Source organism: Mycobacterium sp. NGS34 (assembly GCF_059812845.1).
This window is the reverse complement of record NZ_JCALDM010000002.1, coordinates 645572-672122: the sequence shown is the minus strand read 5'-3', so window position 1 is coordinate 672122 and position 26551 is coordinate 645572. Positions and strand designations below refer to the sequence as shown.

Here is a 26551-nt window from a genome sequence, read left to right as displayed (position 1 = left end):
CTCCCGTTTTCGGCTTCATCCCACGGCGGCCAGGCCGGTCGCCATGTCGTCTTGAGGTGACCATAGCGGTTGCGGCACCACGACACCGAACGGCGCGTCCCAATGGTTCCGTGACGAAACCTCGTGCACGGGGCGGCGATTGGCCGCCACGCCCCACTTTCCCAGTGGGTAGCCGAGGGTCAGCATGGCCGACATCTTCCAGCCTTCCTCGACGGGCACGCCCAGCATCTCGTTGACCTTGTCCCGGAAGTTGTTGAGCACCATCGTCATGACGCCGCCGACGCCCTCCGCCCGGGCGGCGAGCAGTGCGCTCCAGATCGCGGGATAGATGTTGGCGCCGCCGAGATCGTCGATCGCGAACACGAAGAGCAACAGGGGAACTTCGTCGAAGTGGTCGGCCAGGTAGTTGCCGGAGCCCTTGATTCGGCGCATCGTCTCGGCGTGCGCGGCCGGGTCCGAGCCGGGCCCCGGCACCACCATCGGCCCCTGCCCCGTGCGGAACTTCTCGTATTCGAGGGCGCGGGCCTGCCGGAACAGTTCGCCGAACTCGTGGACGAGCTCGGGATCGTCGACCGCGACAAAGTGCCAGCGTTGGGTGTTGCCGCCGTTGGGTGCGCGGACGGCCGCGTCGAGGATGCGGGCCTGCACGTCCAGCGGGATCGGGTCCGGCCGCAACCGCCGCATCATCCTGGTCGTGTACAGCGCCTCGTGGATCTCCATTTGCCCGCTCCTTTCCGTTATTCGGGCCAGCCGTTGCTGAGGATGAGGTCGACCATGTTCCCGGGCTTGAACGTCGGGTCGAAGTGCGCCAGCACGTCGGCGTTCATCGTCCCGAAGGTCGTGTCGGGGCGATGCTTCATGCCGTCGTTGAAGGCCGCCAGGATGCGGTTCTTGAAGTCGGGACGCGGGTGGGCGGCGGTCACCGCGGCGATCGCCTCCGGGTCCAGGGCCTCGAGGCCGACGCCGACCACGTCGGTCTCGACACCCGCTGTGACCAAGGCGATTTCGGGTTCGAGGAACTCGGGGATGCCGGGCGTCGTGTGCAGCGCGATGCCCAGCCACACCTTGTTGGCGTCGGCCTTGTCTACGCCGTGTTGCAGCAGGAAATCGCGCGCCGCGTTGGCTCCGTCCACCTCGAAGCGCAGGGTTGAGGTGCGGTAGCGCTCGGTGAGGCCAATGTCGTGAAACATCGCCCCGGCGTAGAGGAGTTCCAGGTCCGGTTGCAGTCCCCGGCGGCGGCCCTGGAGCGCGCCGAACAGGAACACGCGGCGGGAATGGTCGAAGAGCAAATCGTCTTCGACGTCGCGAATGTACTCGGTGACCTCGCGCACGAGCGGGGTGTCCGGGATGACGATGTCGGCGATGGTTTCCATCGGCTGAGTAAACATGCGACCAGTGTGCTGGCGCGAGGACCCGTCGACCCATGGCAATTGAGCCGTCTTTACCCCAGATTGCGACAATGAGTCGGTGGCGGAAGCCAGTGCGCGGTCGCGGGTTGTGGTCATCGTCGTCTTCGACGACGTGACGATGCTGGACGTTGCGGGGGCGGGCGAGGTGTTCGCCGAGGCCAACCGATTCGGCGCCGACTATGAGCTGAAGATCGCGTCGGTGGACGGCCGGGACGTCACGACCTCAATCGGCACCAGACTGGGCGTCACGGACGCCCTTTCGTCGATCGAGTCGGCCGACATCATCCTGGTCGCCGGCAGCGACAACCTGCCGCGACGGGCGATCGATCCCGCGCTCGTCGACGCGGTCAAGTCGGCCGCGGAGCGCACCCGGCGCCTGGCCTCGATCTGCACCGGGTCGTTCATCCTCGCGCAGGCCGGCCTGCTCAACGGCCGGCGCGCCACCACGCATTGGCATGACGCCCGGTTGTTCGCCCGGGCCTTCCCCGACGTCGCCGTCGAGCCGGACGCGCTGTTCGTCCGCGACGGCGACGTCTTCACCTCGGCCGGGGTGTCGTCGGGCATCGACCTGGCGCTGGCGCTGGTCGAAATGGATCACGGCACCGAACTGGTCCGCGACGTGGCCCGGTGGTTGGTCGTCTACCTCAAGCGGGCGGGCGGCCAGTCGCAATTCTCGACACTGGTCGAGGCCGAGCCCCCGCCACAATCCCCGCTGCGCAAGGTCACCGAGGCGATCGCGGCCGACCCGGCGGCCAACCACAGCGTGAAAACGCTTGCCGCGCAGGCCTCCCTGAGCACGCGGCAGCTGACCCGGCTGTTCCAGTCCGAACTCGGCACGACGCCGGCCCGCTACGTCGAGATGGTGCGCATCGACGCCGCCCGCGCCGCGCTCGACGCCGGCCGCAGCGTCGCCGACACGGCGCGCATCGCCGGGTTCGGCAGCGCCGAAACCCTCCGGCGCGTGTTCGTCGACCACCTCGGCGTCTCGCCGAAGGCCTACCGGGACAGATTCCGGACCGCGTCCCGCGGCTGAGCGGCCGGAGGCATACTGTTCGGCCATGCACATCGATGTGATGGCGGTCCCGCAGCCGTTGGACCGGGTCGGTGACCTGGCCCGCCGCACCCAGGCCGCCGGCTTCTCCGGCCTGCTGTTGACCGAGACGGGACGCACGCCCTACCTCAACGCCGCCGTCGCCTCGCAGGCCGCGCCGGGCCTGGAGCTGTCGACGGGCGTCGCGGTCGCCTTCCCGCGCAGCCCCTTCATCACCGCGGCCACCGCCTGGGAGCTTCAGGAAGCGACCGGCGGAAAGTTCCGGCTCGGTCTCGGCACCCAGGTGCGCACGCACGTCGTGCGGCGCTACGGCATGGCCTTTGAGCGCCCCGGCCCGCGGCTGCGCGACTACGTGCTCGCGGTGAAGTCGTGCTTCACCGCCTTCCGAACGGGCACCCTCGATCACCACGGCGAGTTCTACGATCTCGACTTCATCACCCCGCAGTGGAGCGCCGGGCCCATCGACGCGCCGGACCCGAAAGTCGATGTGGCGGCGGTGAATCCGTGGATGCTCCGGATGGCGGGCGAAGTGGCCGACGGCGTGCACGTCCACCCGCTCGGCGAGCCGGGCTACCTCGCCCGTCACGTCGTGCCCAACATCGCGGACGGGGCGGCGAAGGCGGGCCGCGCGCCGTCGGACATCGCGGTGATCGTGCCGGTGATGACCATCGTCGGGGACACCGACGAAGAGCGCGACAACGAACGCGAGTCGGTGCGCGCCAGCATGTCCTTCTACGGCAGCACCCCCAACTATGCGTTCATCTGGGACGAGGCCGGGTTCGAGGGGACGACGGCACGCATCCGCGAGAAGCAGAAGGCCGGGGACTTCGCCGGCATGGCGGCCCAGATCAGCGACGAGCACGTCGCCGCCTTCGCCACCGAGTCGACGTGGGACAGCCTGGCCGACGCGCTCACCGAGAAGTACGGCGGGATCGCCACGCGGTTGGTGCTCTACAACGCTTTTGGAGCCCAGGGCAACCACGAGCGCTTCGAGCGCTACGGCGACGTGGCCCGGCAGTTGCAGGGCACATAGCGCGGCGAGCGTGCGCAGAATGCCGCGGTTTACGGCGTGTCGGCGTACAAACGCGCACGCTCGCGACGGGGAGGTTACTTGGTGGCGTTGTACTTGTTGATCGCGTCGTCCAGCCGCTGCAGGGCCGCACCGTACGCGGCGAAATCGCCCTTCTTCTGGGCGTCTTTCGCCGCGCCGATCGCCGACTGGATCTCCTGCAGGGCGGCCGCCTTGGCCGGGGACAGCGTCGTCGAGCCGTCCGGAGACGGCGGCACGGCGGTCGGCGGCGCCGGGCCGGGTGGCGCGGCGGGCACCGGCGGACCGGCGGGCCCGGCCGGGCTGGCCGGCGGGGTCGGGTTCGGGGCTGCGCCGGGCTCGGTGGGCTGTATCCCGGTCGCGGTCGCGCCCGCGCCGGGGCCGAACAACCCGTTGAGGGCGTCACCCACCGTCGGGCCGTATCCGATCTTGTCGTTGTACATCATCGCCACCCGGATCAACCGCGGGTACGACGACGCCGCGTCGCTGGCCCCCGGCGAGGCGTAGACGGGCTCGACGTAGAGCAGCCCACCCTGGCCCACCGGCAGCGTGAGCAGGTTGCCCCACCGGATCCGGTTCTGGTTGTCGCGGCCGATCACGCCGAGGTCCTGGGACACCGCCGGGTCCGTGGTGATCGCGTTGTTGGCCAGCTTCGGGCCGTTGACCTGACCCGGGATGGTCAACACGGTGATCCTGCCGTAGGTCGCCGGGTCGGAGCTGGCGCTGATGTAGGCGGCCAGGTAGTCGCGCTTGAACCGGTTCATCGCGCTGATCAACTGGTACGACGCCGAATTGTCGTTCTTGGCAATGTTTTTCGCGACGATGTAGTACGGCGGCTGGTAGCTGCTGGCGGTGGGGTTCGGGTCCAGCGGCACGTCCCAGAAGTCCGACGTGGAGAAGAACGTCACCGGGTCGTTGACGTGGTACTTGGCCAGCAGCATCCGCTGCACCTTGAACAGGTCCTCGGGGTAACGCAGGTGCTCGGAAAGCTCGGGGGTGATGTCGCTCTTGGGTTTGACGGTGCCGGGGAACACCTGCATCCAGGCCTTGAGGACCGGATCGGATTCGTCCTGCTGGTACAGCGTGACGGTGCCGTCATAGGCGTCGACGGTGGCCTTCACCGAGTTTCGGATGTAGGAGACCTTCTTGTCGGGCGCCAGGCGGTTGAACGCCACCTCGGTGGAGTCGGCGGTCGCGGACTCCAGGGAAGTCAGTTCCGAGTACGGGTAGTTGTCCAGGGTGGTGTAGCCGTCGATGATCCACACCAGCCGTTTGTTGACGATCGCCGGGTACACGGAGCTGTCGGTCGTCAGCCACGGCGCCACCGCCTCCACCCGGCGGGCGGGATCCCGGTTGAACAGGATCTTGCTGTTGGAGCCGATCACGTTGGAGAACAAGAAGTTTCGCTCGGCGAACTTGGCCGCGAACACGCTGCGCGAGATCCAGCTGCCGATCGGCACTCCCCCGAGCCCGCTGTAGGTGTAGTTCTTGGTTTCGGCGCTGGTCTCGTAGTCGTATTCCCGGTCGTTGCCGTTGCGTCCGACGATCGCGTAGTCCGCGGAGGTGTTGGAGATGACGGGCCCGTAGTAGATGCGCGGCTGGTCCAGCGGCGCCGGCCCGTCGGACACCACGCTGCCGTTGGCGCCGACGACGTTGACGAGGAACTCGGGGTATCCACCGTTTTGGTTGGGGTCGTTGGCGATTCCGCGCACCGTGTTGGCCGGCGACGCGATGAATCCGTTGCCGTGGGTGTAGACGCTGTGCCGGTTGATCCAGTCGCGCTGGTTGTCGATCAGCCTGTCCGGGTTGAGTTCTCGGGCCGCCACGACATAGTCGCGCAACGCCCCGTTGCGGTCGAGGTAGCGGTCGATGGACAGTTGGTCGGGGAAGAAGTAGAAGTTCTTGCCCTGCTGGAACTGGGTGAACGCCGGGCTGATGATCGTGGGGTCGAGCAGCCGGATGTTCGAGGTGGTCGCGCGGTCGGCCGCGACCTGCTGGGCGGTGGCCTGCCCGTCACCGGTGTAGTTGCGGTAGCTCACCTGCTCCGAGGTCAGGCCGTAGGCTTGACGCGTCGCGGTGATGCTGCGGCTGATGTATTCGCTTTCCTTTTGCGCGGCATTGGGCCTGACGCTGATCTGTTCGACGATCAACGGCCATCCGGCCCCCACGATCAGCGACGACAGCAGCAGCAGGACCAGGCCGATGGCCGGAATCCGCAAGTCGCGCAGCACGATCGCCGAGAACACCGCGACGGCGCAGATCAGGGCGATCGCCATCAGGATCAGCTTGGCCGGCAGCACGGCGTTGATGTCGGTGTAACCGGCACCGGTGAACGGCTTGCCGCCCCGAGTGTGCGACAGCAGCTCGTAGCGGTCCAGCCAATACGCGACGGCCTTGAGCAGCACCAGCACGCCGACCAGGCTGACCAGCTGGATGCGCGCCGAGCGGCTCAGCGCCCCGGTGCGACCCGACAGCCGGATGCCGCCAAAGATGTAGTGCGCCAAGATGTTCGCCAGGAAGGCCAGGAACACCGCCACGAACATGTAGGACAGCATCAGCCGGTAGAACGGCAGCTCGAAGGCATAGAACCCGAGGTCCTTGCCGAACTGGGGATCCCTGATGCCGAAGGTCCCGCCATGGATGAAGAGCTGGACGCGCACCCAGTAGCTCTGCGCGATGATGCCCGCCAGCAGGCCGACGGCCGCGGGGATTCCGATGCCCACCAGCCGCAGGCGCGAAACGACGACGGCGCGGTAGCGGGCCACGGGATCGTTGGTGTTGCTCGGCACGAACACGGGACGGGCGCGGTAGGGCAACGCAAGCCCGGTGAACACGATGCCGCCGACCAGCAGACCCGCGACCAGGAACACGACGATGCGGGTGACCAGCACGGTGGTGAACACCGAGCGGTAGCCGAGCTCACCGAACCACAGCCAGTCGACGTAGGCGTCGATCAGCCGGGGACCGGCGAGCAGCAAAACGATCACACCCAGTGCGATCAGGATCAGAATCCGGCTGCGCCGAGTCAGCTTCGGCATTCTTGCGGTGGGCCGCATCCCCACTGGCTACGCTCCCTGATCTTGCTGGTTGCTAGAGATTTTCTAGAACGGTCACAACTCTACGCATTGCTGGACGCCGGGTGTGGTCTGCTTGGGCAGTGGCGGATCAGAGCGGAAGCGCCGGCCCGGCAATCGCCAAGGCGGTGTGGACCGACGCGGACTTCGATCGGATGAGCTGGCACGACTGTGCCGTGCACGCCGTCGCGGTCGAGCCCGCTCCGCCCCACCCCGGCCGGCTGCTGGTCGACCTCGACTACATCGTCGAATGGGTCTGCCCGACCCCGCCGGAAAGCGCCTTCAGTTTCTGGATCTGCCCCGCCACCCTCGTGTTCGACGAGGCGTGGGACCTGGTCGGCGACGTCAACCTGCGGGGGTTCAGCTTCGAGCTGTCGCTCGAAACGCTGCAACGGTCCGGCCCCGACGAACACGGCGCGTTCGGGTGGACCCTCGTCGGCCACGAGTTCACCCTCTCGCTGTGCGCCACCGGTTTCACCCAATACCTGCGCCGCCCGCCGGTTCGCAGCCCGCACCAGCGGCTGTCCGCTTCGGAACGAGGGGGCCTCGGCTTCGACCGGCGGGGCTACACCTTCTGAGCGGGCTAGCAGCTCGGGGTCTGACCGCCCGACTTGATCGCGTGCAGCGCGTCCACCGCCTGGCTGAGCGTCTCGACCTTCACCAGGCGCAGGCCGGACGGATTGTCCGAGGTCGCCTCGTAGCAGTTCTTCGCCGGCACCAGGAACACCGTGGCGCCGGCCGAGTGGGCGGCGGCCATCTTGTGCGTGATGCCGCCGATCTGGCCCACCTTGCCGTCGACGGAGATGGTGCCGGTTCCCGCGATGAACGTCGATCCGGCCAGGTCACCGGTGGTGAGCTTGTCGACCACCGCCAGGCTGAACATCAGCCCGGCCGACGGGCCGCCCACGTTGGCGAGGTTGAAGTCGACGGTGAACGGCGCCCACGGCGCGTCGAGGACCGCGACACCCAGGAAGCCGTAGTCACGATCCTTGTTGGTTCCCAACGTGATCTGCGCCGTGCCAATGGGCCCGGACGCGTCGTTCTTGCGGCGATAGTCGATCGTCACCACCTGACCGGGTTTGGTGCCCTTCAAGAACCCGGTGAACTGCTCGACGCTGGCGACCGGGGTGCCGTTGACCGCGTCGATCGCGTCGCCGGACTTCAGCTTGCCCGCCGACGGACCGGGGTCGGTGACCGTCGCGACGGTGACCGCGACCGGGTACTTCAAGAACCCCAGCGCGGCGTAGGCGGCGCTGTCCTCGGAGTTCTTGAAGTCGGCGTTGTTGGCCTTGTCGACGTCCTCGCGCGACTTGCCGGGCGGGTAGACGAGGTCGCGCGGGATCAGCTGTTCCTGGCCGGAAAGCCACAGCGTCAGCGCCTCGCCGAGGGACAGGTCGTCGCGCTGGGAGACCGTCGTCATGTTGAGGTGGCCCGTCGTCGGGTGCGTCTGGGTGCCCTCGATCGCGACCACCTGCTTGCCGTCGACCTCACCGAGCGTGTCGAACGTCGGGCCCGGGCCCAGGGACACAAACGGCACCGTCACCACCGCGAGCAGCACACCGAAGGCCACGATCGGCACCAGCGCGACGATCAACGTGAGAATCCGCCTGTTCACGGGCCTACCCTATCCGGCGCCCGCTCGGCCCCGTTCAGCTACGAGCGTGACCACAGGTGGCGCGTCGGGTGCCCGCGGTGAGTACCGTTGACGTTATGCCTGACCTGCCATTCGGCTTCTCCTCCGGCGACGACCCGGAGCGCGAGAAGAAAGACCCCGGTTCCGGCTCGGGGGGATCCGACCCGCTGGGCGCCTTCGGCCTGGGCGGCGAGTTCGGCATGGGCGACCTCGGGCAGATCTTCACCCAGCTGGGCCAGATGTTTTCCAGCGCGGGCACCGTGATGGCCGGCGGCAAGGCGTCGGGTCCGGTGAACTACGAATTGGCGCGCCGGGTCGCGTCGAGCTCGATCGGGTTCGTCGCGCCCATTCCCGCCTCCACGACCAAGGCCATCGCCGACGCGGTCCACCTCGCCGAGACCTGGCTGGACGGGGCGACGGCGCTGCCCGCGGGCACGTCGAAGGCGGTGGGCTGGAGCCCCGGCGACTGGGTCGACAACACGCTGGAGACCTGGAAGCGGCTGTGCGACCCGATGGCCGAGCAGATCGCCACGGTGTGGGCGTCGTCCCTGCCCGAAGAGGCCAAGAGCATGGCCGGCCCCCTGCTGGCGATGATGTCGCAGATGGGCGGCATGGCGTTCGGGTCGCAGCTCGGCCAGGCGCTGGGGCGGCTGTCCCGCGAGGTGCTGACCTCGACCGACATCGGCCTGCCGCTCGGCCCCAAGGGGGTGGCCGCGATCATGCCGGACGCCGTCGACTCCTTCGCCTCCGGACTCGAGCAGCCGCGCAGCGAGATCCTGACCTTCCTGGCCGCCCGCGAGGCCGCCCACCACCGGCTTTTCAGCCACGTGCCCTGGCTGTCCGGCCAGTTGCTGGGCGCGGTCGAGTCCTACGCCAGCGGCATGAAGATCGACATGTCCGGGATCGAGGAGCTGGCGCGCGACTTCAACCCCGCGTCGCTGTCCGATCCGGCGGCCATCGAGGAGTTGCTCGGGCAGGGCGTCTTCGAGCCGAAGGCGACGCCGGCGCAGAAGCAGGCGCTGGAGCGGCTCGAGACGCTGCTGGCGTTGATCGACGGCTGGGTGCAGGTGGTGGTCACCGCGGCCCTGGGCGACCGGATCCCGGGCACGGCCGCGCTCAGCGAGACGCTGCGCCGCCGCCGGGCCAGCGGCGGGCCGGCCGAGCAGACGTTCGCGACGCTGGTCGGCCTCGAACTGCGGCCGCGCAAGCTGCGCGAGGCGGCCGCACTGTGGGAGCGGCTGACGGAGGCGGCCGGGGCCGACGCGCGCGACGCCGTCTGGCAACACCCCGACCTGCTGCCCGGCGCCGAGGACCTCGACGAGCCGGCCGGCTTCATCGACCGCATCATCGGCGGTGACACCAGCGGCATCGACGAGGCCATCGCCAAGCTCGAGGACCCCGACTCCACCGATAACTGATCAGCTCGCGGCCGTTTGCTGGCGGTGCTACGTTGCACACCAGTCGAATGTCGGGCCGACCCTTTGCGAGCGAACATGATCAGGATTGCGACCTCGGTGCGCGCTGCGCTGGCGGCTGCCTGCATCGGCATGGCCTGCGCTTTGCTGGTATCGGCCTGTGGCGCGGCGCCACCAGCGATCCGTGCGTCGGCCCCGCCGGCCACCACGGCCACGGCGAAGACGGCCGCCGACGGCGTGTACGGCGACCCGGATGCGGCGGCCAAGTATTGGGTGCAGCAATCGCTGGAGGACACCTGCGGGCTGGCGTCGGTGGCCGACGTGGTCGGTGAGGTCACCGGCAACCCCCCGACCGAGACGCAGATCATCAAGCTGGCCCAGAACACACCCTCGGTGATCCGCGACGGCCCGATCTACCTTCCCACCGGAGACCCCGGGCACGAGACGGAAAAGGGCGGCATCGACATGGCCGACACCGTCGTGCTGCTCGAGCACTACGGCATCAAATCGCAGATGATCTACGACACCGAACCCGACAAGACCGGGCTGCCGGCGCTGGAGCAGTATCTCGGCGCCGGCCGCAAGGTGATCGCCTGGGTCAACGGCGGAACCATCCTGGACAGCGACGACCAGCGCAGCGCGCCTGACCACTTGCTCGTCGTCACCGGGATCGACACCAACAACGAGACCGTGCACCTCAACGACCCCTACGCCGAACACGCCAATACGAAGGTCAGCATCAAACGATTCATGACGGCCTGGAAGGTCGGGCAGAAATCGATCGTCGTCACCGGGTGACGGTGCTGTGGATAACCGAGCGCGGCGTTGCCCGTCGGCCCCGCAGCGTCGAGATGCGCGCCCCCATTCCCGGATCGAAAAATTAGCTGGTCGACGACGCCTGACGCGAGAGAAAAACTTCGCCGAAGGCTGACATTAGGGGTCAGGATCTGCATAGATTATCGCTACGACCCATAGCAGATTCAAATTGACCACCTAGGCGGTAGCGATGTCCTATCTTGTGGCGGCCCCAGAGTTTTTGGCTTCGGCGGCATCGGACTTGTCGAGCATCGGCTCCAAGATAGGTGCGGCCAACGCAGCGGCGGCGGCCTCGACCGCCGCGGTGCTGCCCGCCGCAAGTGATGAGGTGTCGGCGGCCATGGCTTCGCTGTTCGCTGGGTACGGACAGGGCTATCAGCAGCTCAGCGCTGAGGCGGCGACGTTTCATTCCCAGTTCGTGCAGGCCTTGAACTCCGCCGCGGGTGCCTATTTGGGCACCGAGGCGGCTAACGCCTCGCCGCTGCAGGCCATTTTGGACTTTATCAATCAGCCGACCGAGGACCTGTTGGGTCGGCCGTTGATAGGCAAGGGCACCAACGGGGCGCCGGGAACCGGGCAAAACGGCGGCCCGGGCGGGATTTTGTGGGGCGACGGCGGCGACGGCGGATCTGGGGCTCCTGGGGCGCCCGGAGGCAAGGGCGGTGACGCCTGGGCTTTCGGCAACGGCGGCGCGGGCGGCGCCGGCGGGGCTGGCATCACCGGGTCCCCGGGAAACGCGGTCCTCATTGTCAACGGCGGGACTGGCGGCAACGGCGGTGCCGGCGGGGCAGGCGGCCACGGCGGGCTGTTCTTTGGCAACGGCGGTGCCGGCGGTGCGGGTGGCATCGGGGGGCTCGGCGGGGCCGGCGGCGTCGGTACCCCCGGCACCACGGCCATTCCCAACGGCGGCACCGGCACTGACGGCGGCCAAGGCGGCAACGGCGGTGCCGGCGGGGCCGGCGGCTACGGCTCGCCGTTGTTTGGCCACGCCGGCGTCGACGGCGTTGGCGGCGCCGGCGGCACCGGCGGCCAGGGCGGCGACGGCGGGCACGGCGCCAGCGACACGGTTAGCACCATCGCCGGCACCGGCGGCCACGGCGGCAACGGCGGGGCCGCCGGCGTGGCTGCCAGCGGAGGCGCCGCGGGCGCCGGCGGCATCGGCGGCAACGGCGGCGCTGGCGGCGACGGCGGGCACGCGGCCGGCCACAACGCCGCCAACGGCGGCGACGGCGGCACCGGCGGCGTAAGCACCGCCGGCACCGGCGGCACCGGCGGCAAAGGCGGCGACGGCGGCATCATCAACACCACCGGCAACGCCACATTCAGCGCCGGGAACGGCGGCCTGGGCGGCAACGGCGGCACCGGTAACACCGGCGGCAACGGCGGCGCCGGCGGTAACGGCGGTTCTGCCAATGTCACCAATGGAAACAACACTGCCGCTGGCGCCGGTGGTGGTGGCGGCGGCGGTGCCGGCGGCGACAGCACCGGTGGTGGCGCCGGCGGCCACGGCGGCAACGGCGGCACCGGCGGCACCGGCTTTGCAACCAACAACACGAGCTTCTTCACCAGGGGCGTCGGCGGCTCCGCCGGCAATGGCGGCAACGCCGCGGGCGCCCTCGGCGGTTCAGGTGGTGGTGGCGGCGGCGGCGGCGTGGCCACTGTCGGTGGCATCGGCAGCCTGAGTGGCGGCCTCGGCGGCAACGGTAGCGGTTCCGCCGGCGGCTTGGGCGCCACCGCCGCTAGTGTCACCGGCGTGAGCTTCGGCAGCGCAGGCGGCGGTGGCGGCGGCGGCGCTGGCGGCGCCGCCGGTGGCAGCGGTGGCGACATTCAAGGCGGTATTGGTGGTGGTGGTGGTGGCACCGCCGGCAACACCGGCGCCAACGGCGGCGGCTTCAACGGCGGTACGGGCGGTCCCGGCGGCGTCGGCGTCGCCGGCGGCGGTGGTGGCGGCGGCGGCGGCGCTGGCAACGGCGCTGGTACCGGTGGTGGCGGTGGCGCCGGCGGTCCCTAAGCCGGTTCGTACGTAGAACCGGAAACACCGCTTGAAGGAAACCTTCTGGCTATCGGCGCTTGGCGTCGCGTTCGCCGATCCGCTTTGCGGTCGATCTCCGCGGATATGTAACTTGCGCATATATCGCCGAACTCGAGCGGGACGGCGACGACCCCAACGGCGGTTCTGTGGATAACTGAGCGGAGCGTTCGCTTGCGCCATGGCACAGTCTCAGCCCATGACCCAGACCGCCGCGCTTTCGCTGTACGCGCTGGACCCGGCGCTGCCTGTGCTGCTGCGGCCCGACGGCGCGGTGCAGGTCGGCTGGGATCCGCGCCGGGCCGTGCTGGTCCGTCCGCCGTGCGGCCTGGCCGCCTCCGACCTGGCCGCGCTGCTGCGGTACATGCGGTCGCCGACGCAGCTGTCCGAGCTGCGGCGCCAGGCCGTCGACCGCGGCCTGCGCGATTGTGACGGCCTGACCCACCTCGTCGCGCAGCTCGTCGGGGCGGGCGTCGCAAGCGAATGCCGTCGCCCCCGGGGCCGCGCGGCGTCGATCCGCATCCACGGCCGCGGGCCGCTGTCCGAGCTGCTCGTGGAATCGCTGCGCTGCTCTGGGGCCCGCGTCGCGCAGAGCAGCCAGCCGCACGCCGCCGTGTCCCCCGACGCCGTCGACCTGGTGGTGCTGTCGGACTATTTGGTCGCCGACCCGCGCATGGTGCGCGAGCTGCACGCCCGGGGCGTGCCACACCTTCCCGTTCGGGTGCGCGACGGCACCGGCCTGGTGGGCCCGCTGGTCATTCCCGGCGTGACCAGCTGCCTGGGGTGCGCCGACCTGCACCGCAGCGACCGCGACGCCGCGTGGCCGGCCATCGCCGCCCAGCTGCGCGACACCGTCGGCGTGGCCGACCGGGCCACCGTGCTGGCGACCGCGGCCCTGGCGCTCGGCCAGGTGAACCGCGTCATCGCGGCGGTGCGCGGCCAGGAGGCGGTGCCCGATCCGGCGCCGCCGCCCGCGCTGAATGCGACGTTGGAGTTCGACCTGGGCGCCGGCTCGATCGTCGCGCGGCAGTGGACCAAGCACCCGCTGTGCTCGTGCTAGCAACCTATGGTCCGGATCACGGGTCCCGCGCGCCGGCCGTCGTGGATGATGGATACGTGGCAGACATCAAACGCGGCCGCGCTGCGCGCAACGCGAAGCTGGCCAGCATCCCCGTCGGCTTCGCCGGCCGGGCGGCCCTCGGCTTCGGCAAGCGGCTGACGGGCAAGTCCAAGGACGAAGTCCAGGCCGAGATGCTGGAGAAGGCCGCCAACCAATTGTTCACCGTGCTGGGTGAGCTCAAGGGCGGGGCGATGAAGGTCGGCCAGGCCCTTTCGGTGATGGAGGCCGCCATCCCCGAGGAGTACGGCGAGCCCTACCGCGAGGCGCTGACCAAGCTGCAGAAGGACGCCCCGCCGCTGCCCGCCGCCAAGGTGCACCGGGTGCTGGACGCCCAGCTGGGCACCAAGTGGCGGGACCGGTTCAGCTCGTTCGACGACACCCCGATCGCCTCGGCCAGCATCGGCCAGGTGCACAGGGCGGTGTGGTCCGACGGCCGTGACGTCGCGGTCAAGATCCAGTACCCGGGCGCCGACGAGGCGCTGCGCGCCGACCTCAAGACCATGCAGCGGATGGTCAGCGTGGTCAAGCAGCTGACGCCGGGCGCGGACGTCCAAGGCGTGGTCGACGAGCTGATCGAGCGCACCGAGATGGAGCTCGACTACCGGCTGGAGGCCGACAACCAGCGCAAGTTCGCCAAGGCGTATCAGGACAGCCCGCACTTCCTGGTGCCGCATGTCGTGGCCAGCGCGCCCAAGGTGGTGGTCCAGGAGTGGATCGAGGGGGTCCACATGGCCGAGATCATCCGCCACGGGACTCCCGAGCAGCGCGACCTGATCGGCACCCGCCTGCTCGAGCTCACCTTCGACGCGCCGCGGCGGCTGGGGATGCTGCACGGCGACGCCCACCCCGGGAACTTCATGCTGATGCCCGACGGCCGGATGGGCGTCATCGACTTCGGTGCCGTCGCCCCCCTGCCCGGGGGCTTTCCCGTCGAGCTCGGCATGACGATTCGGCTGGCGCGCGACAAGAACTACGACCTGCTGTTGCCGACCATGGAGAAGGTCGGCTTTATCCAGAAGGGCCAGCAGGTGTCGGTCCGCGACATCGACGAAATGCTGCGCCAGTACGTCGAACCCATCCAGGTCGACGTCTTCCACTACACGCGCAAGTGGCTGCAAAAGATGACCCTGGTTCAGATGGACCGGTCGGTTTCGCAGATCAAGACGGCCCGGCAGATGGACCTGCCGCCCAAGCTGGCGATACCGATGCGCGTCATCGCGTCGGTCGCCGCGATCCTGTGCCAGCTGGACGCGCACGTGCCGATCAAGGCGCTGTCGGAGGAACTGATCCCCGGCTTCGCCGAGCCCGACACCGCCGTCGTCTGAAGCTTTATTCCTAGGCCGCGACGACATCCTTGCGCGGCCGGCCGCGGGGACGTTTGCGGTTGACGATCGAGCCGCGCTCGAAGATCTCGCCGCCCCACACGCCCCAGGGCTCGGCCCGCTCCAGCGCCGCCGTCAGGCACTGGCGGCGAACCGGGCAGCCCGCACACAGCGTCTTGGCGCGCTCGAGGTCGGCCGGGGCCTCGGCGAACCACAGGTCGGGATCGTCGACGTGACAAGGCAATTCCGGCAGCGTCGGTCTTCGGACTGGCAGTGCCGACATGTCCTGCTCACCTGCTTCCTGGTCGGGTTTCCTTCGTGGTGATCCGGACCAGGCTGGGAGGCTTCCCAGATAACTGTGGCCACGGATCCTTTTGACTTCGGGTCCGTGGCCATCTGGGCAAAACCGGGCTAGTTAGGTATGACCCCGATACACGGACGCGTCGGTCGCGGCGGCGATACGGTGCTTAGCCGCTGCCGCCGACACGGCGGCGTGGGCGGCATGGGAGGTAGCCGCGGGAGACACCGCGGCGGCCACGCATACACCAAACGCGTTGGTGATCATCGTGGCGAACCTCCTCTCGGCTGGCAGCATTCTGCGGTTTCGAGGCTAAATGCTAGCGGTAGCCGCCCACAACTTATTTTCTGACCTGCGTTTTCGGCGCCGAGAGTGGGTGCCGGCCGTCAGCGGGCCTGGCGGACCAGCTCCAACACGTCGGGCCCGTACTGTTCGAGCTTTCGCGCGCCGATCCCGGGGATCGCGATGAGCGCCGCCTCGTCGTCAGGCAGCAGCTCGGCGATCGCGATCAGGGTGTTGTCGGAAAAGACGATGTACGGCGGCATCTTCTGTTCGGTGGCGATGTTGAGGCGCCACGCCTTGAGCTTGAGCAACAGGTCCTCGTTGACGTCGCCGGCGCACGTCGTGCAGCGGCGCAGCATGATGGCCGCCGGGGTGGTCAGGTCGTTGTTGCAGATCCGGCAGCGGGTCGCGGCCCCCCGGCTGCGCCGGGACCTGGCCGGCGCGGCGTCGGCGCGCGTCTGCGGCGCGATGCCGTTGAGGAACCGGGACGGCTTGCGGCTCTGCCGTCCGCCGGGGCTGCGGGCCAGCGCCCAGCTGAGCGCCAAATGTATTCGCGCCCTGGTGATTCCGACGTAGAGCAGCCGACGCTCCTCCTCGACGGCCTCGCTTTCGGGGCCGTGCGCCAGCGCGTGCGAGATGGGCAGCGTGCCGTCGGCCAGCCCGACCAGGAACACCGCATCCCACTCGAGTCCCTTCGCGGCGTGCAGCGAGGCCAGCGTGACGCCCTGGACCACCGGCGGGTGGCGCGAGTCGGCGCGCATCCGCAGCTCGGCCAGCAGCCCGGGCAGGTCGAGCTGCGGGCGCTGCGCCACCTCGTCGTCGACCAGCTCGGCCAGCCCCGCCAGCGCCTCCCAGCGATCCCGGGCCCGGGCGCCGGTCGGCTCCTCGGCGGTCAGCCCGAGCGGCTCCAGGACCGCGCGCACGACGTCGGGCAAGGGGGCTTGTGGGTCCGCGTCGCCCCGGTCGGCCGCGCGCTGCAGCGCCAACAGCGCCTGCTTGATCTCCTGGCGGTTGAAAAACCCCTCGCCACCGCGGATCTGGTAGGTGACGCCGGCCTCGGTCAGGGCCTCCTCGTAGACCTCGGATTGCGCGTTGACCCGGTAGAGCACGGCGATTTCCGATGGCGCGGTGCCGGATTCGATCAGCCGGGCGATCGACTTGGCGACCGCGGCGGCCTCGACGGTTTCGTCGGGGTGCTCGTGAAACGTCGGCGCGGGGCCGGGCGGGCGCTGGCCGGACAGCTGCAGCTTGCTGCCGGCGACGCGGCCGCGCGCGGCGGCGATCACCTGATTGGCCAGCGACACCACCTGCGGGGTGGACCGGTAGTCGCGTTCCAGGCGCACCACGGTGGCTTCCGGGAACCGCCGGGAGAAGTCGAGCAGGAACCGCGGGGTGGCCCCGGTGAACGAGTAGATGGTCTGGTTGGCGTCGCCGACGACGGTCAGGTCGTCGCGGTCACCGAGCCATGCCGCGAGCACCCGCTGCTGCAGCGGGGTGACGTCCTGGTACTCGTCGACGACGAAGCAGCGGTAACGGCCGCGGAACTCGTCGGCCACGGCCGCGTCGTTCTCGATGGCGGCGGCCGTGTGCAGCAGCAGGTCGTCGAAGTCCAGCAGCGTCACCGACTCGTCGCGGACCTTCAGCGCCTCGTAGGCGGTATACACGGCGGCGATCTGCTTGGCGTCCATCGGGACGTCGCGGCCGGCGTCGGCGACGGCGGGCGCGTACTGTTCGGGGCCGATCAGCGACGCCTTGGCCCACTCGATCTCCCCGGCGAGGTCGCGCACGTCGTCGGTGCTGACGTTCATCCGGCACCGGCTGGCCGCGCGGGCGACGACCGCGAACTTGGTGTCGAGCAGCTGCCAGCCCGTGTCGCCGACGACCCGCGGCCAGAAGTACCGCAGCTGGCGGTGCGCGGCCGCGTGGAAGGTCAGGGCCTGCACGGCGCCGACGCCGGGACCCGCGTGGCCGGCGTTGGCCAGCGCCCGCAACCGCGAGCGCATCTCCCCCGCCGCCCGCTGGGTGAACGTGACCGCGAGGACCTGACCGGCGGCGACGTGGCCGTCGGCGACGAGCTGGGCGATGCGGTGCGTGATGGTGCGGGTCTTGCCCGTTCCGGCGCCGGCGAGCACGCACACCGGCCCGCGGGGCGCCAGCACGGCCTCGCGCTGCTCATCGTCCAGCTCCGCGGTCAACGGATCGGCGAGCGTCGGCATGGCGTCCATCTTGTCAGCGATGTCCGACAAACCGGGCGCATCGCCACGCGTGAAACGCGTCGCTTCGGAATTCGTGGCCCGCTCCGCTACGTTGAATGGACCATGTCCTCGCTGACCGTGTACTCGACTTCCTGGTGTGGTTATTGTCACCGGCTCAAGACCGCGCTGCGCTCCGACGGCATCTCCTACGACGAGGTCGACATCGAACAGGACCCGGCCGCCGCGCAATTCGTCAGCTCGGTCAACGGCGGCAACCGGACCGTCCCGACGGTGAAGTTCGTCGACGGATCCACGCTGACCAACCCCAGCGCGGCCCAGGTCAAGGCGAAGCTGGCCGAGGCCGGCTGACGGCCCTCAGTCGAGCCCGGCCCAGGATTCGATGATCACTCGGGCGATCGAAATCGAGCCGGGCAGTAAGAGTTTCGAGTCCGAGGCGCTGCTCCAATCGCCGACGGCCAGCGCGGCACGCACCTCGTCGCGGGTGAACCATTGCGCCTCGGCGATCTCCCCGTCGTTGAACGAGAACTCCTCGCCCGGGTCGCCCACGGCGTGGAAGCCGACCATCAGCGAGCGCGGGAACGGCCACGGCTGGCTGCCCAGGTAGCGCACGTCGCGCACGGTCAGGCCGATTTCCTCGCGGATCTCGCGGGCGACGCACACCTCGAACGATTCGCCGGCCTCGACGAACCCGGCCAGCAGCGAGAACATCCGCTCGGGCCACACCGCCTGGCGGGCCAGCACCGCGCGGTCGCCGCCGTCGTGGACCAGGCAGATCACCGCCGGGTCGATGCGCGGGAACTCCTCGTGGCCGGTGACCGGGTTGACTCGCGCCCACCCGCCCCGGGCGGGTCGCGTCGGTGAGCCGTCCACCGAGCTGAACCGCGCGCTGTCATGCCAATTCAGCAGCGCGATGGCCGACGAGACGAGCTGGCTGCTGGTGTCGTCGAAGATCGGGCCGAGGCTGCGCAGGTTCAGCACTTCGGTTTTCACGTCGGGGTCCTCGGGCGCCTGCAGCGCGGCGCGGACGGCCCAGACGTGGCGGCCGCCCTCGATGCGGCCCAGGAACACCGCGTCGGGCGGCGGTTTGTCGGCCAGCGCGGACGCGGCGCCGAGCACCACCCGGCCGTCGGCGACCAACACCTGGTTGCGCGAATCCACCCGCAGCAGCGCCGCATCCGCCCATCCGGCCGTCGCCGCGTCGACGTCGGTGCGCAGTTGGTCGGCCCGGTCGGCGCCGACGCGCGACAGCAGCGGGACGTCTTGCAGCTGGAAGTCCACGATCGCCTAGTGCCCCGCGTGCTTGATGTAGAGCAGCCGGTCGGTGGCCTCGATCGCGTCCACCTCGGGGGCGCCGATGCGCAGCAGGTGGCCATCGCGCACCACGCCGAGCACGATGTCGCGCAGATGCCTTGGGGATCCGCCGATTTCGGTCTGCTCGACCTCGCGTTCGGCGATGGCCAGCCCGGCGTCGGGCGTCAGCAGGTCCTCGATCATCTCCACCACGCTGGGCGTGCTGGTGGCCAGGCCGAGCAGCCGGCCGGCGGTCTCCGAGGAGACCACCACCGAGTCGGCGCCCGATTGCTGCAGCAGGTGCTGGTTCTCGGCCTCGCGGATCGACGCCACGATCTTGGCTTTGGGCGCGATCTCCCGCGCCGTCAGCGTGACCAGCACGGCGGTGTCGTCGCGGCTGGTGGCGACGACGATGGAGGCCGCGTGCTGCGCCCCGGCCAGCCGCAGCACATCGGATCGGGTGGCGTCGCCGCGCACGGTCACCAGCCCGGCCGTCGCGGCGTGTTCGAGGGCGGTCGGATCCATGTCGACGACGACGACCTCGCCCTGGGAGGCCTCGTCGCCGAGGATGGCGCCCACCGCCGTTTTTCCCTTGGTGCCGTACCCGATCACGATGGTGTGGTTACGCACTTTGCTCCTCCAACGCTGAATCTTCCACGCCTGCCGGGACCGCTCCGAGAGGACCTCGAGCGTGGTGCCGACCAGCACCGCCAGGAACGCGATCCGCAGCGGCGTGAAGACCACCGTGTTGACCAGGCGCGCGGTTTCCGAGTACGCGGTGATGTCGCCGTAGCCGGTGGTCGACAGCGACACCGCCGAGAAGTACAGGCAGTCCAGGAACGTCAGGCGCCCGCCCCGCACATCGCGGTAACCGCCGCGATCGAGGTAGACGACGACGGTGGCGGCCAAGAGCACCAGCAGCGCGATCGCGACCCGGCGGGTGATGACGCGGGTGGGGCTGGCGGGGTCCTCGGGGATGCGCAGCACGCCGACCAACTGGTGACCGGGCTGGGCGGTCAGGGTTTCGTCCAGGCCGCTGAGCTTGCGCGCCCTACCGTTGCCCACGACTCCTATGTAACCACGCTGGCGGGCGGCCCACCGGGTATCGGGTCGCGCACCAACGCGGCCAGCTCGGCGGGATCCGGCAGTTCGTCGGGGGCGACGGTGGCGCCGGTGCGCACGTAGTAGAAGGCGGTGCGCACCGACGACTCCGGGACTTGCGCCAGCGCCGCCCAGGCCAGGCGGTAGACGGCGAGCTGGACCGCGGCCTGCCGCATCGCTTCCGCCCCGCGCGGGGGCTCGCCGGTCTTCCAGTCCACGACGGTCGCCCCGCCGTCGGGGTCGGCGAAGACGGCGTCGATGCGGCCGCGCACGACCGTCTCGCCGATCGGCATCTCGAACGGCACCTCGACGGCCACCGGTGTGCGGGCCGCCCACCGCGATTGGGCGAACGCCGCCTGCAGTGCGGCCAATTCCCGGGTGTCACCGACCTCGGAGTCCGCCGCTCCGGGCAGGTCGCCGAGATCGAACAGCGAGTCGGCGCCGTAGAACCGCTGCACCCACGCGTGAAAGGCGTTGCCGAGCAACGCATGCGGGTCGGGGCGCGTGGGCAGCCGGTGCACCAACCGCTGCGCCGCGGCCACCGGGTCGCGCGCCAGGTCGACCAGCCCGCTCACCGAGACCTGGCTGGGCAGGGCGCGGACGGGTGGGGCGGCCGACCGCGCCCGCTCGGCCAACAGCGCGTCGACGTCGGCCGCCCACCCGTCGGCGTCGGCGGCGGCTCCGTCCAGCTCGCCGGCCATGGCCCCGGCCACCAGCGCGGCCCCGGCTTCGACGGGACCGCGCCGCGCGGCCAACGGGTCGGCGGGCCACACCGCCTCGACGACGTTGTCGCGCAGGGGATTTCGCTCGCCGTCGGCCGGGTCGGCCGCCCAGTGCTCCACCACCCCGCACGGGTCGCCGTCGGCGGCCGAGCGGTCGATGATGTCCTTGAGCTCGCACAGGAACTCCGACGGGCCGCGCGGTTTGACCCCGGTGGCTCCCCACTGGTGGCCGGAAACCAGCAGGGTGTCCTCGGCCCGGGTGATCGCCACGTACAGCAGCCGGCGTTCCTCGTCGACGCGCCGCTGCTCGAGTTGGCGGCGGTGCTCGAAGATCTTGTCCGACAGCTGCTTTCGATTGGTGACAGCCGAAGTGTCCAGCACCGGGATGCCCAGCGCGCCCGCCGAGGCGCGGTCGCCGCGCAACAGGGGCGGCAGCTCGGCGGGATCGGTGAGCCAGGTGCTGCGCGACGCGGTCGACGGGAAGATGCCGCCCGACAGGTGCGCGACCGCGACAACCTGCCACTCCAGGCCCTTCGCCGAGTGCACCGTGAGGACCTGCACCCGGTCGCGCGCGACCGCCGCCGGGGCGGGCGGCAGACCGTTCTCCACCGCCTCGGCGGCGTCGAGGTAGGCCAGCAGGCCGGCGACCGACGCCGTCACCGGCTGGTCCGCCGCGGCGCGGGTGCGCTCGGCGTAGCCGGCGACGACGTCGGCGAAGGCGTCGAGTTGTTCGGCGCCGGTCCATCCGGCCGAGATCGCCGCGCCGGCGCGGACTTCGCAGTCGACGCCCAGCGCGCGGCGGACCTCGGCGACCAGGTCGGGCAGCGAGTGACCGAGGTGGCCGCGCAGGGCGCGCAGTTCGGCGGCCAGCGCGGCGATGCGCCGATAGCCGGTGACCGAGTACGCGCCGGCCGGGCCGGGGTCGCTGATCGCGTCGGCCAGGCAGCCCGTGTCGGGGTCGGGCCAGGCCGCCATCGCGATCGACTCGGGCGACGTCCCGCCCGGGCGTTCCCCGGCCAGGGCCACCGCGCGCTGCCAAAGCGCGGCGATGTCGCGCCCGCCGAGGCGCCAGCGCGGCCCGGTCAGCACCCGCATGGCCGCCGCGCCGGCGGCCGGGTCGGCCACCAGCCGCAGCATCGCCACCACGTCGGCGACCTCGGGGACAGCCAACAGGCCGGCCAAACCCACCACCTCGACCGGGATTCCGCGCGCGCGAAGCGCGTCGGCGATGGGCGCCGCGTCGGCGTTGCGGCGCACCAGCACCGCGGCGGTCGGCGGGGCGGCGCCGTCGGCCTGCCGGTACCGCTCGTGGATCCGGTCGGCGATCCATTCGCGTTCGGCCGCCACGTCGGAGAGCAACGCGCAGCGCACGGTGCCGGGCGCGGCGTCCGGGCGGGGGCGCAGGGCGCGCACGGCGACCGACCGGCGCCGCGCCTCCGCCGAGATCGCGTTGGCCACCCGCAGGGCGCGCGGCGGGTTGCGCCAGCTGGTCCGCAGCTCCAGGACCGGCGCCGGGGTGCCGTCGGCGCGGGGGAAGTCGGTGGAGAACCGCGGCAGGTTGGTCGCCGAGGCGCCGCGCCAGCCGTAGATCGACTGAATCGGGTCGCCGACGGCCGTCAGCGCCAGCCCGTCGTCGACACCGCCGCCGAACAGCGCCGACAGCGCGATGCGTTGGGCGTGCCCGGTGTCCTGGTACTCGTCGAGCAGCACCACGCGGTAGCGGTTCCGCAGCTCCTGGCCCACCTGGGGGAAGGCCACCGCCAGCCGCGCGGCCGACGCCATCTGCATGCCGAAGTCCATCGCCTTCGCGGCGTGCATCCGCTCGTTCAGCGCGTCGAGCAGCGGCACCAGCTCGGCGCGCTCGGTCTGGGTGGCCAGCAGCCGCAGCAGCCACTGGCTGGGCCCGCGGTCGCGCTGGTAGGGGCCCGCCGGCAGCGCGTGGATCAGCCGTTCCAGCTCGACGTGGGTATCGCGGAGCTGGCCGGTGTCGACGAGGTGCTCGGCCAGCTGCCCCCACAGCCGCAGCACCATCGAGGTGACCGTGGCCGGTGTCTTGTCGGTGCGCAGCTCCCCGCGGTAGCCGCTGACCACGTCGAAGGCCAGCTGCCACAGCTCGGTCTCGCCGAGCAGCCGGGTGTCCGGCTCGACGGGCAGCAGCAGGCCGTGGTCGCGCAGCAGCGAGCCGGCGAAGGCGTGGTAGGTGCTGACCGCGGGGGTGGCGTCCGTTTCGCCGGTCGCCCCGAGCCCGATGCCGGCCAGCCGGGCCAGCCGGGACCGCACCCGGCGCAGCAGCTGCCCGGAGGCCTTGCGGGTGAACGTCAGCCCGAGCACCTGGCCGGGCGCGGCGTAGCCGTTGGCGACGAGCCAGACCACCCGCGCGGCCATCGTCTCGGTCTTGCCGGCGCCGGCGCCGGCGATGACGACCAGCGGGCCCGGCGGCGCGGCGATGACAGCGGCCTGCTCGTCGGTGGGCGGGAAAAGCCCCAGCGCGCAAGCCAATTCGGCCGGGGTGTAGCGCGGCGTCACGGCGTGGCCCCGTCCACGTGGGCCGGGCAGCTCCGCCGTATCGGGCAGTGGGTGCAGCCGTCGTTGCGCCGGGCGATGAACTGCGGCCCGGCCGTCGCGTCGGCGGCGCGCCGGACGAGGTCGCGCCACTCGTCGCGGGCCGCCGCGGTCAGCGGGTCCTGCTCACGCACGGTGGCGCCGCCGGCCCCCGTCTTGCCGACGTAGACCAGCCGGGCCCCGCCGGGCTCGGCGCCCGCGTCGATCAAGCCCTCGGCCACCGCGAGCTGATACATCGCAAGCTGGGCGTGTTGTTGGGCGTCGTCCTTGCTGACGGGGCTCTTGCCGGTCTTGATGTCCACGATCACCAGCCGGCCAGCCGCGTCGCGCTCCAGCCGGTCGACCCGCCCGCGCAGCCGGATCTCGCCGCCGTCATCGCGCGGCGCCGTCAGTGTTCCGTCGACGCCCACCTCGACGCCGACCTCGGTCAGCTCGCCCCGGGTCTGCGCCCGCCACTGCACGAAGGCCGCGACCATCGCGCGGTGCCGGGCCAGCTCATTGGCCGAATGCCACCGCGCGTCGAAGGGCAGGTGCGTCCAGGCCCGGTCCAGCTCGGCCAGCAGTTCGGACTCACTTTTGCCCGGTTCGGCGATCAGCGCGTGCAGCACCGAGCCGATAGTGGACCGCAGATCCCGCGCGTCGGTTCCCCCGTGCCGCTCGGCCAGCCAGCGCAGCGGGCAGTCGTTGAGCGTCTGCAGGGTCGAGGGCGTCAGCGTGATGGGCGCCGCGGTGGACCGCAGCGGTTCCGTCGTGCTGACCGGGATCAGGCCGTGCCAGCCGGCCGGGTCGGCGCCGGGCACGCCGGCTTTAGCCAACCGGGCCAATTGCAGTGCCGCGCAACGGCGCACGGCGTCGTCCACGGCCCCGTCGGGCGCGCACACGACGCCGCGCAGCCGGCCCACCAGCGCGGCCGCGGACAACACGCGGGGCGCCGAGATCGGTTCCGCGTCAACGGGCTCGTCGTCGGCCCACTGCGCGATCTCGGAGAAGAACGCCGACGGCAGCGCGGCGTCCCCGTCGGCCCCGTCCGTGTCGCTGTCCACGGCGGTCACCAGCAGCCGGCGCCGGGCGCGGCCCATCGCCGCGACCAGCAGCCGACGCTCCTCGGCCAGCAGCGGTGCCCGCACCGAGGCGTCCGCGGTGACGCCGTCGAGCGCGTCGAGCAGCCGCTGCGTGTTCAGCACGCCGCCGCGCGGAATCGTGTTGGGCCACAGCCCTTCCTGCAGCCCGGCGACGATCACGAAGTCCCATTCGTGCCCCAGCGCGGCGTGGGCGCTGAGCACCCTGACCTGCTCCGCCTGCGACACCGGCTCGGGGTTGGTGCCGGGCAGCTGCAGGGCGGCGACGTGCTCGACGAGCCCGCGTAGCGATGCGCCGGCCGTGCGGGACACGTACTGATCGGTGACGTCGAACAGGGCGGTCACGGCCTCCAGGTCCCGGGTGGCCTGGGCGCCGGCCGGGCCGCCTCGTTCGCTGGCCGACAGCCAGCGGCGCTGCAGGCCCGACCGGTGCCAGGCGGCCCACAGGGTGTAGCGCGGGTCTTGGCCCGCGCCGTGGCAGCGCGCGGCCGCGTCCAGCACCGCGCGCACCCGGCCGAGCGCGCGGGCGTGCGGTCCGGGCGGCGGCGAGTCGGCCCGCAGGGCCGCCACCAGCAGGTCGCCGACGTCGCCGGGCGCGCGATCGGCGTTGGCGCGCTGCAGGGTTCGGCGCAGCTGCCGCAGCGACACCGGGTCGACGCGGCCGATGGGTCCGGTCAGCAACGCCAGCGCCTGCTCACCGTCGAGCCCGTCCGCGGTGGCCGCCAGCACGGTGAGCAGCGCGCGCGCCGCCGGCTCGTCGGACAGCGGTGCGCTCGACGCGGGTGCGGCCACCGGGACGCCGGCGGCGGCCAGGGCGCGCGGCAGCCGCGCCCCCGCGCGCGGCACCGACCGGACGATGACGGCCATCTGCGACCAGGCGATCCCGTCGATCAGGTGGGCGCGCCGCAGCGCGTCGGCGATCAGGGCGGCCTCCGCGTGCGCCGACGCGGCAAGCCGCGCGTGGACGGATCCGACCTCGGGCCCGACGCCGTCGATGCACCTGCCGGCGCTGCCGCCGGGCAACCGGCGCGCCACGCCGCTGACGGCGCGCGCGACGGCAGGCGCACAGCGATGGGATGTCGTGAGCGTCACCGACGGCGAATCGTCGGTTAGCAGCCCCGTCGCCTCGCCGCCCCTAAAGCCGAACACCGCCTGGTTGGGGTCACCGGCGACCAGCGTCACCTCCGTGCCCGCGGCCAGCGCCCGAACCAGGCGGGCAGCCTGCGGGTCGAGCTGTTGCGCGTCGTCGATCAGCAGGACGCGCACCCGGGCGCGCTCGGCGGCCAGCAGCTCCGGATCGACGGCGAAGGCCTCCAGCGCGGCCCCGACCAGCTCCGCGGCGCCGAGCGCCGGCGACGTCGCCTGCGGCGCCGCCGTCCCGACGGCCGCGCGCAGCAGCATCACCTGCTCGTACTGCCGCGCGAATTGGCCGGCGGCGCTCCATTCCGGGCGGCCGCAGCGGCGGCCGAGCCGCTCCAATTCCAGCGAGTCGACACCGCGTTCGGCGCAGCGCGCCAACAGGTTTCGCAGCTCGGTGGCGAAGCCGGCCGTGGCCAGCGCGGGCCGCAGGTGGGCCGGCCACGCGCTCGCCCCGTCCTCCAGGTCACCGGCCAGCAGTTCCCGGATGATGGCGTCCTGTTCGGCGCTGGTGAGCAGGCGCGGGGGCGCATCGCCGGCGCGCTCGGCGGCCCGGCGCAACACCGCATACGCGTAGCTGTGCACGGTGCGCACCAACGGCTCGCGGACCGCAGCCCGGGCCGCGCCGGCGGAACGCGAGCCCAACAGCGCCGTCGTCAACGCGCTGCGCGCCCGCGGCCCCATCCGGCCGGAACCGGTAAGCAGCAGAACCGATTCCGGGTCGACGCCCGCACCGATCTGGGCGACGGCGGCGTCGATGAGCAGGCTGCTCTTGCCGGTGCCCGGCCCGCCCAGGACACGCACCCGACCGCGCAGGCCGGGCGCCAGGAGCGCGCCCGCCTCGTCGTCCCAGGTGTATGGCATGGCTGCATGCAACCACGAGGGTCCGACAACATCCGGAATACTGGACCGAAGGAAGCCGACACGCCCGCTAGGCAAGGAGACAT

Annotated in this window: 19 protein-coding genes; 9 read left to right on the top strand and 10 right to left on the bottom strand. The window is 71.1% G+C overall.

The annotated features are described in order from the left end of the window. Nucleotides 1-15: 15 nt before the first annotated feature. Nucleotides 16-720 carry a nitroreductase family protein gene (locus AC5Y7V_RS08155; RefSeq protein ID WP_499879491.1) on the bottom strand — a complete coding sequence of 235 codons (705 nt, stop codon included), beginning with the start codon at nt 718-720 and terminating at the stop codon, nt 16-18. A gap of 17 nt (nt 721-737) precedes the next feature. Further along, complete coding sequence (locus tag AC5Y7V_RS08150; protein ID WP_499879490.1) at nt 738-1388, bottom strand: HD domain-containing protein; 651 nt, start codon at nt 1386-1388, stop codon at nt 738-740. A 79-nt stretch (nt 1389-1467) separates the two neighbouring features. Here AC5Y7V_RS08150 and AC5Y7V_RS08145 point away from each other — a divergent pair, with 79 nt between their 5' ends. Further along, entirely contained in the window at nt 1468-2442 is a 975-nt protein-coding gene (locus AC5Y7V_RS08145) for a GlxA family transcriptional regulator (RefSeq protein WP_499879489.1), read from the top strand. 25 nt (nt 2443-2467) lie between these two features. Beyond that, nucleotides 2468-3493 (top strand): TIGR03617 family F420-dependent LLM class oxidoreductase, encoded by a 1026-nt coding sequence (locus AC5Y7V_RS08140; RefSeq protein WP_499879488.1) that lies wholly within the window; start codon nt 2468-2470, stop codon nt 3491-3493. 74 nt (nt 3494-3567) lie between these two features. Here the strand turns inward: AC5Y7V_RS08140 and AC5Y7V_RS08135 are convergent, their stop codons facing one another. Beyond that, complete coding sequence (locus tag AC5Y7V_RS08135) at nt 3568-6570, bottom strand: UPF0182 family protein (protein ID WP_499879487.1); 3003 nt, start codon at nt 6568-6570, stop codon at nt 3568-3570. 95 nt (nt 6571-6665) lie between these two features. On the opposite strand from AC5Y7V_RS08135, the gene AC5Y7V_RS08130 reads away from it, so the two are divergent. Continuing rightward, nucleotides 6666-7160 carry a hypothetical protein gene (locus AC5Y7V_RS08130; RefSeq protein WP_499879486.1) on the top strand — a complete coding sequence of 165 codons (495 nt, stop codon included), beginning with the start codon at nt 6666-6668 and terminating at the stop codon, nt 7158-7160. Between the two features lie 5 nt (nt 7161-7165). Here AC5Y7V_RS08130 and AC5Y7V_RS08125 read toward each other — a convergent pair whose 3' ends face one another. Further along, entirely contained in the window at nt 7166-8197 is a 1032-nt protein-coding gene (locus AC5Y7V_RS08125; protein WP_499879485.1) for a YlbL family protein, read from the bottom strand. Between the two features lie 77 nt (nt 8198-8274). Here AC5Y7V_RS08125 and AC5Y7V_RS08120 point away from each other — a divergent pair, with 77 nt between their 5' ends. The 5 genes from AC5Y7V_RS08120 (at nt 8275) to AC5Y7V_RS08100 (ending at nt 14920) form a co-directional block, all read left to right on the top strand. Continuing rightward, nucleotides 8275-9633 carry a zinc-dependent metalloprotease gene (locus AC5Y7V_RS08120; protein WP_499879484.1) on the top strand — a complete coding sequence of 453 codons (1359 nt, stop codon included), beginning with the start codon at nt 8275-8277 and terminating at the stop codon, nt 9631-9633. Nucleotides 9634-9708: 75 nt separating this feature from the next. Further along, nucleotides 9709-10428: a C39 family peptidase gene (locus AC5Y7V_RS08115; protein ID WP_499879483.1), complete on the top strand. Its 720-nt coding sequence runs from the start codon at nt 9709-9711 to the stop codon at nt 10426-10428. 208 nt (nt 10429-10636) lie between these two features. Continuing rightward, complete coding sequence (locus AC5Y7V_RS08110; RefSeq protein ID WP_499879482.1) at nt 10637-12457, top strand: PE family protein; 1821 nt, start codon at nt 10637-10639, stop codon at nt 12455-12457. A gap of 217 nt (nt 12458-12674) precedes the next feature. Beyond that, complete coding sequence (locus AC5Y7V_RS08105) at nt 12675-13535, top strand: cyclodehydratase (RefSeq protein ID WP_499879481.1); 861 nt, start codon at nt 12675-12677, stop codon at nt 13533-13535. A 41-nt stretch (nt 13536-13576) separates the two neighbouring features. Next, entirely contained in the window at nt 13577-14920 is a 1344-nt protein-coding gene (locus tag AC5Y7V_RS08100) for a macrolide-binding ATPase MABP-1 (RefSeq protein WP_499879480.1), read from the top strand. 10 nt (nt 14921-14930) lie between these two features. On the opposite strand, the gene AC5Y7V_RS08095 is transcribed toward AC5Y7V_RS08100, so the two are convergent. After that, on the bottom strand, nt 14931-15200 hold the full coding sequence (locus AC5Y7V_RS08095; RefSeq protein ID WP_499879479.1) for a WhiB family transcriptional regulator: 270 nt from the start codon (nt 15198-15200) through the stop codon (nt 14931-14933). A 401-nt stretch (nt 15201-15601) separates the two neighbouring features. Continuing rightward, complete coding sequence (locus tag AC5Y7V_RS08090; protein ID WP_499879659.1) at nt 15602-17713, bottom strand: ATP-dependent DNA helicase UvrD2; 2112 nt, start codon at nt 17711-17713, stop codon at nt 15602-15604. A 102-nt stretch (nt 17714-17815) separates the two neighbouring features. Here AC5Y7V_RS08090 and mrx1 point away from each other — a divergent pair, with 102 nt between their 5' ends. Next, a complete protein-coding gene (gene mrx1, locus AC5Y7V_RS08085) occupies nt 17816-18061 on the top strand; it encodes a mycoredoxin Mrx1 (RefSeq protein ID WP_499879478.1) in 246 nt (81 codons plus the stop codon). A gap of 6 nt (nt 18062-18067) precedes the next feature. On the opposite strand, the gene nudC is transcribed toward mrx1, so the two are convergent. Genes nudC through AC5Y7V_RS08065 form a run of 4 tightly spaced genes read right to left on the bottom strand, consistent with a single transcriptional unit; the run spans nt 18068 to nt 26468 of the window. Then, the gene (nudC, locus tag AC5Y7V_RS08080) at nt 18068-18991 is read right to left on the bottom strand and encodes an NAD(+) diphosphatase (protein WP_499879477.1); all 924 of its coding nucleotides are present in this window, start codon (nt 18989-18991) and stop codon (nt 18068-18070) included. 6 nt (nt 18992-18997) lie between these two features. After that, nucleotides 18998-20068 carry a potassium channel family protein gene (locus tag AC5Y7V_RS08075; protein WP_499879476.1) on the bottom strand — a complete coding sequence of 357 codons (1071 nt, stop codon included), beginning with the start codon at nt 20066-20068 and terminating at the stop codon, nt 18998-19000. A gap of 5 nt (nt 20069-20073) precedes the next feature. Beyond that, complete coding sequence (locus AC5Y7V_RS08070) at nt 20074-23382, bottom strand: ATP-dependent helicase (protein ID WP_499879658.1); 3309 nt, start codon at nt 23380-23382, stop codon at nt 20074-20076. Beyond that, a complete protein-coding gene (locus tag AC5Y7V_RS08065; RefSeq protein WP_499879475.1) occupies nt 23349-26468 on the bottom strand; it encodes a PD-(D/E)XK nuclease family protein in 3120 nt (1039 codons plus the stop codon). The genes AC5Y7V_RS08070 and AC5Y7V_RS08065 overlap by 34 nt, the downstream gene beginning before the upstream one ends. Between the last annotated feature and the right edge of the window lie 83 nt (nt 26469-26551).

Coding starts and splice junctions, on each gene's coding strand:
- AC5Y7V_RS08140 (WP_499879488.1), top strand. CDS start 2,468: ATGCACATCGATGTGATGGCGGTCCCGCAGCCGTTGGACCGGGTCGGT.
- AC5Y7V_RS08150 (WP_499879490.1), bottom strand. CDS start 1,388: ATGTTTACTCAGCCGATGGAAACCATCGCCGACATCGTCATCCCGGAC.
- AC5Y7V_RS08155 (WP_499879491.1), bottom strand. CDS start 720: ATGGAGATCCACGAGGCGCTGTACACGACCAGGATGATGCGGCGGTTG.
- AC5Y7V_RS08115 (WP_499879483.1), top strand. CDS start 9,709: ATGATCAGGATTGCGACCTCGGTGCGCGCTGCGCTGGCGGCTGCCTGC.
- AC5Y7V_RS08110 (WP_499879482.1), top strand. CDS start 10,637: ATGTCCTATCTTGTGGCGGCCCCAGAGTTTTTGGCTTCGGCGGCATCG.
- AC5Y7V_RS08090 (WP_499879659.1), bottom strand. CDS start 17,713: ATGCCGACGCTCGCCGATCCGTTGACCGCGGAGCTGGACGATGAGCAG.
- AC5Y7V_RS08095 (WP_499879479.1), bottom strand. CDS start 15,200: ATGTCGGCACTGCCAGTCCGAAGACCGACGCTGCCGGAATTGCCTTGT.
- AC5Y7V_RS08105 (WP_499879481.1), top strand. CDS start 12,675: ATGACCCAGACCGCCGCGCTTTCGCTGTACGCGCTGGACCCGGCGCTG.
- AC5Y7V_RS08065 (WP_499879475.1), bottom strand. CDS start 26,468: ATGCCATACACCTGGGACGACGAGGCGGGCGCGCTCCTGGCGCCCGGC.
- mrx1 (WP_499879478.1), top strand. CDS start 17,816: ATGTCCTCGCTGACCGTGTACTCGACTTCCTGGTGTGGTTATTGTCAC.